Origin of the sequence: Hydrogenophaga intermedia (assembly GCF_000723405.1) — a bacterium.
Taxonomy (GTDB): domain Bacteria; phylum Pseudomonadota; class Gammaproteobacteria; order Burkholderiales; family Burkholderiaceae_C; genus Hydrogenophaga; species Hydrogenophaga intermedia.
Genome location: NZ_CCAE010000029.1, coordinates 46726 through 55305 on the forward strand (window position 1 = coordinate 46726; position 8580 = coordinate 55305).

At 68.4% G+C, this 8580-nt stretch carries 11 protein-coding genes; 6 read left to right on the top strand and 5 right to left on the bottom strand.

Annotated features, from left to right (window positions below; genetic code table 11):
• Positions 1 to 229 precede the first annotated feature (229 nt).
• The 5 genes from surE to rlmD all read left to right on the top strand — a co-directional run bounded on the left by surE (position 230) and on the right by rlmD (position 5025).
• Positions 230 to 1012, top strand: a complete 783-nt coding sequence (gene surE / locus BN948_RS16155) for a 5'/3'-nucleotidase SurE (protein ID WP_009519574.1) — start codon at positions 230 to 232, stop codon at positions 1010 to 1012.
• Complete coding sequence (locus tag BN948_RS16160) at positions 1009 to 1800, top strand: protein-L-isoaspartate(D-aspartate) O-methyltransferase (protein ID WP_009519575.1); 792 nt, start codon at positions 1009 to 1011, stop codon at positions 1798 to 1800. The genes surE and BN948_RS16160 overlap by 4 nt, the downstream gene beginning before the upstream one ends.
• 88 nt (positions 1801 to 1888) lie before the next feature.
• On the top strand, positions 1889 to 2773 hold the full coding sequence (locus BN948_RS16165) for a peptidoglycan DD-metalloendopeptidase family protein (protein ID WP_050980699.1): 885 nt from the start codon (positions 1889 to 1891) through the stop codon (positions 2771 to 2773).
• Between the two features lie 12 nt (positions 2774 to 2785).
• A complete protein-coding gene (locus BN948_RS16170) occupies positions 2786 to 3571 on the top strand; it encodes a 3'-5' exonuclease (RefSeq protein WP_009519577.1) in 786 nt (261 codons plus the stop codon).
• A gap of 35 nt (positions 3572 to 3606) precedes the next feature.
• Positions 3607 to 5025, top strand: coding sequence for a 23S rRNA (uracil(1939)-C(5))-methyltransferase RlmD (gene rlmD, locus BN948_RS16175; RefSeq protein WP_009519578.1), 1419 nt, complete (start codon positions 3607 to 3609; stop codon positions 5023 to 5025).
• 99 nt (positions 5026 to 5124) lie between these two features.
• Here rlmD and BN948_RS16180 read toward each other — a convergent pair whose 3' ends face one another.
• Positions 5125 to 5442 carry a hypothetical protein gene (locus BN948_RS16180; protein ID WP_009519579.1) on the bottom strand — a complete coding sequence of 106 codons (318 nt, stop codon included), beginning with the start codon at positions 5440 to 5442 and terminating at the stop codon, positions 5125 to 5127.
• Positions 5443 to 5555: 113 nt separating this feature from the next.
• The gene (locus BN948_RS16185; RefSeq protein ID WP_009519580.1) at positions 5556 to 6254 is read right to left on the bottom strand and encodes a Bax inhibitor-1/YccA family protein; all 699 of its coding nucleotides are present in this window, start codon (positions 6252 to 6254) and stop codon (positions 5556 to 5558) included.
• A gap of 179 nt (positions 6255 to 6433) precedes the next feature.
• Here BN948_RS16185 and BN948_RS16190 point away from each other — a divergent pair, with 179 nt between their 5' ends.
• Complete coding sequence (locus BN948_RS16190; RefSeq protein WP_009519581.1) at positions 6434 to 6841, top strand: GlcG/HbpS family heme-binding protein; 408 nt, start codon at positions 6434 to 6436, stop codon at positions 6839 to 6841.
• 132 nt (positions 6842 to 6973) lie between these two features.
• Here BN948_RS16190 and BN948_RS16195 read toward each other — a convergent pair whose 3' ends face one another.
• The 3 genes from BN948_RS16195 to BN948_RS16205 form a co-directional block, all read right to left on the bottom strand.
• Positions 6974 to 7384 carry an ExbD/TolR family protein gene (locus tag BN948_RS16195; protein ID WP_009519582.1) on the bottom strand — a complete coding sequence of 137 codons (411 nt, stop codon included), beginning with the start codon at positions 7382 to 7384 and terminating at the stop codon, positions 6974 to 6976.
• A 4-nt stretch (positions 7385 to 7388) separates the two neighbouring features.
• Positions 7389 to 8129, bottom strand: coding sequence for a MotA/TolQ/ExbB proton channel family protein (locus BN948_RS16200; protein WP_009519583.1), 741 nt, complete (start codon positions 8127 to 8129; stop codon positions 7389 to 7391).
• A gap of 26 nt (positions 8130 to 8155) precedes the next feature.
• The coding region (locus BN948_RS16205; RefSeq protein WP_035622578.1) for an energy transducer TonB at positions 8156 to 8580 on the bottom strand (425 nt) is incomplete at its 5' end.

The window sequence follows — 8580 nt, forward strand, 5'->3', positions numbered from 1 at the left end:
ACAGGCACGTAGGCGCACCACCAGACCGAGTGCCAGCGAGGTCGTCGGTGATCGGGTGTCCGGCGTAGCGACATAAAGGCGGAGGATCGGAGCGCGTCAGCGCTCCGATCCGGGGGACAGTCGCGGAGCCGGACACCCGAGCGCCGATGACCGGAGCGTCCGGAGCAAGCGCAAAAGCCCCAGAGGTAAGAAGAAAGCCCGATACCCCCAGGTCAATAGAATTTCGCCCATGAAAATCCTGATCTCGAACGACGACGGCTTCCAGGCCAAGGGCATCGTCGCCCTCTACGAGGCCGTGAAAGCCCTGCCAGACGTCGAAGTCGAGGTCGTCGCCCCCGAACACAACAACAGCGCCAAAAGCAACGCATTGAGCCTGCACTCCCCGCTGTACGTGCACACTGCGTCCAACGGATTCCGCTACGTCAACGGCACCCCCGCCGACTGCGTGCACATCGCCCTCACCGGCCTGCTCGGCTACCGCCCCGACCTCGTCATCTCCGGCATCAACAACGGCGCCAACATGGGCGACGACACCATCTACTCCGGCACCGTCGGTGCCGCCATGGAGGGCTACCTGTTCGGCATTCCCGCCATCGCCTTCTCCCAGACCGAGAAAGGCTGGGCCCACCTGGACGCCGCTGGCGCCCAGGCCGCCGCGCTGGTGCAGCAATTGCTGCCCTCGCTGCCCGAATCGGCCAAGCGCGGTGACGCCTGGCTGCTCAACGTCAACATTCCTTGCCGGCCAGCCGATGAGATCCGCGGCGTGAAGGTCACGCGCCTGGGCCGCCGCCACGCCGCCGAACCGGTGATCGTTCAGGTCAACCCCCGGGGCGAGACCATGTACTGGATCGGCAGCGCCGGCGCCGCGCGCGACGAGGCCGAGGGCACCGACTTCCATGCCACGCAGCAGGGCTACGTGAGCCTCACGCCGCTGCAGGTGGACCTGACCGACCACGACACGCTGGCCTACTGGGTGCCCACGGCCGCGGCGCTGTCGAAGGAGGGCGCGTGAAGCCGCCGCAGCCGCGCCAGCGGCCGGGCTTTCCGGCCCGTTTGCCCGCCGGCACGCCGGCCCCCGCGCCCGCGCGCCAGCACAAGGCCGAGCCCACCGCGAACCGTGGTGCCAGCCGTGGCGCGGTTGCGCCCAGTGGTGTCGGCATGGACTCGGCCGCCGTGCGCGCCGCCATGGTGCGCAAGCTGCAAGGGCAGGGCATCTCGCACCCGGCGGTGGTGGCGGCCATGCTCGCGGTGGAACGCCACCGCTTCGTCGATTCGGCGCTGGTGAACCAGGCCTACGAGGACACCAGCCTGCCCATCGGCCAGGGCCAGACCATCAGCAAGCCCGGCGTGGTGGCGCGCATGGTCGAGCTGTTGTGTCAGGCGCGCGTGCAGCCCCTGGGCCGCGTGCTGGAGATCGGCACCGGCTGCGGCTACCAGGCCGCCGTGCTGGCGCGCGTGGCCAAGGAGGTCTACAGCATCGAGCGCATCCGCAGCCTGCACGAGAAGGCGCGCGACAACCTGCGCGCCTTGCGCGTGCCCAATCTGCATCTGTTGTTCGGTGACGGCATGGTGGGATTCCCGCAGGGCGCGCCGTATTCGGCCATCATCGCGGCGGCGGGCGGGAACGATCTTCCAGCGGCGTGGATCGACCAGCTCGCTGTCGGCGGCCGGCTGGTGGCACCGGCCGTCACGGCCGCCGGTCGGCAGAACCTGGTGGTGATCGACAAGACCGCCAACGGCGTGGTCCGCACCGAACTCGAGGCCGTTCATTTCGTGCCCCTAAAATCGGGCCTCGCATGACGGTCCCGCCCTTGCCGGCGCAGAGCGTGAACTGAAATGGGGCCCGTTCGCGGGCCCGCAAGACAACGGTGGAGTCTTCATGAATCAAATGGCAAAACACGAGCTGGGACACACCCGGACGCAGGGACACGCAGCCACCCGGGTGCTGACGTGGTCCGTGCTCGGCCTGGCCCTGCTCGTGAGCGCCTGCAGCACGCGTGTGTCGCGTCCCGCGCCAGTCGAGGACCGGGGCACCTCTCGGTCCTCCACGGACACGAGCGCGCCGGCGCCCGCCCCGGCGCAGCCCCGCGTGGGCTACGTGACGGTGCAACCGGGCGACACGCTGTATCGCATCGCCCTCAACGCGGGCCAGGACTGGCGCGACATCGCCACCTGGAACAACCTGCCCAACCCGAACGCGATCGAGGTGGGCCAGCTGCTGCGCGTGGCACCGCCCGCCGCCACGGCCGCCGCGCCGGCGCCCGCCCCCAACGGCGTGTCCACGGCGCCCGTCACCAGCAGCGGCGTCACCTCGCGGCCCCTGAGCGAAACCAGCCCGGCCGCGGCGCCGGCCCCCGCGCCCGCGGCGGCCCCGGCACCCGCGCCCGCCCCCGCGGCGGCGGGCGACGAGATCCAGTTCGTCTGGCCCGCCTCGGGCGCGGTCATCGCCAACTTCGACGAGAACACCAACAAGGGCGTGAGCATCGGCGGCAAGATCGGCGACCCCGTGGTGGCGGCGGCCGATGGGCGCGTGGTGTACGCGGGCGCCGGCCTGCGCGGCTACGGCAACCTCATCATCCTGCAGCACAACAACACCTATCTCACGGCCTACGCCCACAACCAGGCGCTGCTGGTGCGCGAGAACCAGGCGGTGCGCCAGGGCCAGAAGATCGCCGAGATGGGCAGCAGCGACACCGATCGCGTGAAGCTGCACTTCGAGGTGCGCCGCCAGGGCAAGCCGGTCGATCCGCTCTCGCATCTGCCCAAGCGCTGAGCCGGGCCCCGCATGGCCTGGCCCGTTCTCGTCTTCGACATCGAGTCCATCCCCGACGTGGATGGCCTGCGCGCGCTGCGCGCGGCCGGCACCGAGCTGAGCGACGAGCAGGTGCACGCCGAGTGGGTGGCCGAGCGCAAGGAGAAGGGCCAGAGCGACTTCATGCCGCTCTACCTGCAGCGCGTGCTGGTCATCAGCTGCGTGTTCCGCAACGCCGAAGGCCTGCGCATCCACTCCTTCGTCGACAAGGACTGCCAGAGCGAAGGCCGGGTCATCCAGAGCTTCTTCCAGGCGATCGAAAAGCACGTGCCCCAGCTCGTGAGCTGGAACGGCGGTGGCTTCGACCTGCCCGTGTTGCACTACCGCGGCCTGCGCCACGGCCTGGAGGCCAACAAGTACTGGGACATGGGCGAGGACGACCGTGAGTTCAAGTGGAACAACTACATCGGCCGGTACCACATGCGCCACCTGGACCTGATGGACCTGCTGGCCATGTACTCGCCCAAGAACAACGCGCCCCTGGACGCCATGGCCAAGCTCTGCGGCTTCCCGGGCAAGCTGGGCATGGACGGCTCGCAGGTGTATGCGCAGTACCTCGCGGGGCAGACGGACGCCATCCGCCGCTACTGCGAGACGGACGTGATGAACACCTACCTCATGTACTGCCGCTTCCAGAAGATGCGCGGTGGCTTCACGCCCGACGAGTACGAGCGCGAGATCGCCTACGTGAAGGAGACGCTGGGCGGCCTGGCACCCGGTGAGTCGCACTGGCAGGAATACCTCGCGGCCTGGGCATGAGCGCTGGCCCGCTGACGGCCTGAGACAATCGCGGGATGTCCTCTGACGTTCCGCACAGCACCTACCCCACGTTCCCCGACGGCTCGCTTGCCGTCGAATCCCTCGACATCGAAGCCCAGGGCATCGCCCACCGCGCCGACGGCAAGGTGGTCTTCATCGAAGGCGCGCTGCCGTTCGAGCAGGTCAGCGTCTCCGTCCACCGCAAGAAGAACAACTGGGAGGCCGCCACCGTCACGGCCATCCACCGCGAGTCCTCGCAGCGCGTGCGCCCGGCTTGCCCGCACTTCGGCCTGCACGCGGGCGCCTGCGGCGGCTGCAAGATGCAGCACCTGCACCCGGCGGCGCAGGTCGCCATCAAGCAGCGCGTGCTGGAGGACAACCTCTGGCACCTGGGCAAGGTGCGCGCCGAAACCATGCTGCGCCCAATCGAAGGCCCCACCTGGGGCTACCGCCACCGCGCGCGCCTGTCGGTGCGCCACGTGCACAAGAAGGGCGTGGTGCTGATCGGCTTTCACGAGCGCAAGAGCCGCTATGTGGCCGACATGGGCGTGTGCCTGGTGCTGCCGCCGCACGTCAGCGACATGCTCGCGCCGTTGCGCGAACTCATCTTCGGCATGGACGCGCGCGAGACCTGCCCGCAGATCGAACTGGCCTGCGGTGACAGCGTCACCGCCCTGGTGTTGCGTCACCTGGAGCCCCTGAGCGAGGACGACCTCGCGCGCCTGCGCGCCTTCGGCCAGCAGCACGGCGTGCAGTGGTGGCTGCAGGCCAAGGGCCCGGACACGGTGCGCCTGCTGGACGAAGGCGGCGAGCAGTTGAGCTACGCCTTGCCCGAATTCGGCGTGGTGATGCCCTTCAAGCCCACCGACTTCACCCAGGTCAACCCTTCCATCAACCGCGTGCTCGTCTCACGCGCCCTGCGCCTGCTCGATGCCAAGGCAGACGAGCGCGTGATCGACTGGTTCTGCGGCCTGGGCAACTTCACCCTGCCCATCGCCACCACCGCGCGAGAGGTGCTGGGCGTGGAGGGCAGCGAGGCCCTGGTGGCGCGCTCGCGCGAGAACCTGGCGCGCAACGGCGAAGGTCGCGCGAAGCCCTTCGCGCCCACCACCTTCGCCGCGCGCAACCTGTTCGAGATGACCCCCGAGCAACTGGTGGCCGACGGCGTGGCCGAGAAATGGCTGGTCGACCCGCCGAGAGAAGGCGCATTCGCGCTGGCCAAGGCCCTGGCCGACCTGCACCAGCAGCCCGAACTGCGGGGCACCTGGACGCCCCCGAAGCGCATCGTCTACGTGAGCTGCAACCCCGCCACGCTGGCGCGCGACGCGGGCTTGCTGGTGCACCAGGCGGGTTACCGCTGCGTGGCGGCGGGTGCGGTCAACATGTTCCCCCACACGGCCCACGTCGAGAGCATGGCGGTCTTCGAGCTGGCGGACGCTGGGCGCCCTGCGTAGCGAAATAAAGGAGGAGGACCGGCGCAGCCGGTCCGGGGGACATTCGCGGAGCAGGGCGCCCAGTGGCCGCCAGCGCCGCGAGGTGCAGGCCAGAAGCCGTCAGGACGTCGGCTTCTCCGAAGAAGCCTTTTCAGCAGGAGCCGCCTCGCCCTCCGACGGCATGCCGACCACGCTGTTGTCCCGCATGTACTGGTCCATCTCCCGCCAGCCCGCGAACACCGCTGCCTTGCCTGCGCGCGGATTCGACTGGAAGCACGACTCGATGCTTCGCACCGCGTGCCGGCAGGCGCTGCCGATCGCGCGGCCCTCGGCCTCCTTGCGCGCGTTGACGGCCGTGGCCGTCTCGATGCCCAGGGCATCGCAGCCGGCCAGCCAGGTGCTGGCGAGGGTGAGCAGGATGAGGGCGGGGCGGCGCATGGTGGTTCGGGCGTGGTTGCCCCTGCATTTCGGCCGCCCGGGCCGGAACTTGACGGTTCCGGCCATGAAAAAAGGGCCCGAAGGCCCTTCTTTCACGAGGTGGAACGCGACGCTTACTCGCGCTCGCCGCCGAAGATGCCCAGCAGCATCAGCAGGCTCTGGAACACGTTGTACAGGCTCAGGTACACGCCCAGTGTGGCGCTGATGTAGTTGGTTTCCTCGCCGTCCTGCACGCGCTTGAGGTCGTACAGGATGAAGGCGGAGAACACGCCCACGGCCAGCACCGAGATGGTGATCATCAGCGCGCTGGACTGGATGAACACGTTGGCCACGGCGGCCACCAGGATCAGGATCGCGCCGATGAACAGGAACTTGCCCATGTTCGACAGGTCGCGCTTGATGATGCTGGACAGCGAGGCCATGCCGAAGAACACGGCCGCGGTGCCGCCAAAGGCCATCATGATCAGGCTGGAGCCGTTGGAGAAGCCCAGCACCATCGCCAGCAGGCGCGACAGCATCAGACCCATGAAGAAGGTGAAGGCCAGCAGGATTGGCACGCCAGCGGCCGAGTTCTTGGTCTTCTCGATCGCGAACATGAAGCCGAAGGCACCGCCCAGGAAGACGATGAGGCCCAGGCCGCCGGTCAGGCTGGCCGTGATGCCGGTGGCCACGCCCACCCAGGCGCCCAGCACCGTGGGCAGCATGGACAGCGCGAGCAGCCAGTAGGTGTTTCGCAGCACGCGGTTGCGTTGCGAGGCGCTGGCCGAGACGGCGGTGCCGAAGCGGCCGTTGGTTTGAACGTGGTCGGACATTGTGGGACTCTCCTTAAGTCAACCCTAAGATTCGAGCATTGTGCACGAGGTTCCCCAGGCCCTCAACGCCGCGTCGTGCGGCGCTGATGGCATGGTGAGCTCAGTTGTGACCGCCGGGTGCGTAATCAAGGGGTTATCGTCCGGGGTTCGACCGTTTTTCACCCACTCCAAGGAAGTTCATGAAGTCCACCCATGCGCTCGAAGCCGCCGACGTCAAAGCCATCGCCCAAGCGGCGGAAAAGGAAGCCCTGGCCCATCAATGGGCTGTGACGATCGCCATCGTCGACGCCGGCGGCCACTTGCTGTGGCTGCAACGCCTGGACGGTGCACCGCCCATTTCGGCGCACATCGCGCCCGCCAAGGCGCACACGGCGGCCATGGGCCGCCGCGAGAGCAAGGTTTATGAGGATGTCATCAACCAGGGCCGCACGTCTTTCTTGAGCGCTCCCCTGCTGCACGGCATGCTCGAAGGCGGCGTGCCGATCCTGAAGGACGGCCAATGCATCGGTGCCGTCGGTGTGAGCGGCGTGAAGTCCACCGAGGACGCGCAGATCGCGCGCGCGGGCATCGCCGCGCTCGGTCTTTGAAGATCGGGTAAAAAGCGCCTGGCTAACGGCGGCTTGGTATGCCGCCCTGGCTGGCTCAAAAACGACGCTCGGAGATGAGAATCTCCGGGTCGCCCCACGATACGAAAGACGGTCCCGCCCCCGAACGCCGGTTCAGGGCGTGGGCTCCGTGATGAATCCGATCTTGCGCAGCCCGGCTTTCTGCGCCGCGGCCATGGCCAGGGCCACGCGCTCGTAGCGCACGGCCTTGTCACCGCGGATGTGCAGCTCGGGCTGCGGGTCCTGCGCGGCGGCAGCGCTCAGCATGCCTTCCAGTTCGCTGTCGACCAGCTTCTGGTCGTTCCAGAAGTACTGGCCCTCGGCATCGACCGAGAAGCGGATGTTCTCCGGCTTGTCCTGCACCTTCTCGACGCTGGCCTGCGGCAGGTCGATGTTCACGGCGTGCTGGATCACCGGCACCGTGATGATGAAGATGATGAGCAGCACCAGCATCACGTCGATGAACGGGATCATGTTGATCTCGCTCATGACTTCGTCGCTGGCGTCTTGCGTTCCGATGGCCATGTGATCAGCTCCGCTGCTGCTTGATGGGCAGGACCTTGCCCTCGGCGCCCACGCTCACGCGGGCACCGGTGACGAAGTAGGCGTGCAGGTCGTGCGCGAAGCGGTTGAGCTTGTGCAGCACGGCCTTGTTGCCGCGCACCAGGGCGTTGTACCCCAGCACCGCGGGAATGGCCACCAGCAGGCCCAGGGCCGTCATGATGAGCGCTTCCCCGATGGGGCCGGCGACCTGGTCGATGGCGACCTGGCCCGCCGTGCTGATGCCCAGCAGCGCGTGGTAGATGCCCCAGACCGTGCCGAACAGGCCCACGAACGGGGCGGTGGAGGCCACCGAGGCCAGCACCGACAGGCCGCCCTGCGCGCGAATGGTGAAGTCGTCAACGCTCTTGCGCAGCGCGCGCTCGATCCAGTCGCTCACGTCCAGGTTGTCGTGCAGTTGCGGGCGGGTCGCGCCGTCCTGGTGGGTGATGTGGCGCGCGGCCTCGCGGCCTTCGATGGCGGCGGTGCGGAAGGGGTTGCCGTCGGCGTCGCCGAGCTTGTCCAGGCCTTCGGCGAAGTCGCTGCTGTGCCAGAAGCCTTCGACACCGCGGGCCTGGGCGCGCTGGGCACGCAGGTCCAGGGCCTTCCACAGGATGATGATCCACGAGGCCAGGGACATGGCCAGAAGGACAAGGGCCACGCTGCGGGTGACCCAGTCACCCTGGCTCCAGACGTGGGCGATGCCCGAGGTGGCGAATTGCGAATCCATGAAGCTCTGACTCCTGCGAAGGCGGTTTATTCCAAGACGAAATTGATCGGCACGTTGAACCACATGGCCTCGGCCACGCCACCGCGCTTGCCGGGCACGTAGCGCCAGCGCAGCACGGTCTGCAGCGCCGTCTGGTCGAGGCGCTCGTAGCCACTGGAGGTATGGATCTCGGCCTTGCTGGCCGTGCCGTTGAGATCGATGAAGACACGCACCACGACCTTGCCCTGTTCGCCCAGGCGGCGCGAGAGCGACGGGTAGGGCGGGCGCGGGTTGTTGAGGTAGTCGGCGTTGCTGGAGGGCAGCGTTACCACCGGGGGTGGCGCAGGCGGCGCCGGCGGGGCTGGCGGCGGCGGTGCGGCCACCACGGGGGCAGGCGGCGCCGGCACCACGGGCTCGGGCGGCGCGGCCTGGATCGGCGCGGGGGCGGGCGAGGGCGTGGCCACCGGCAGCG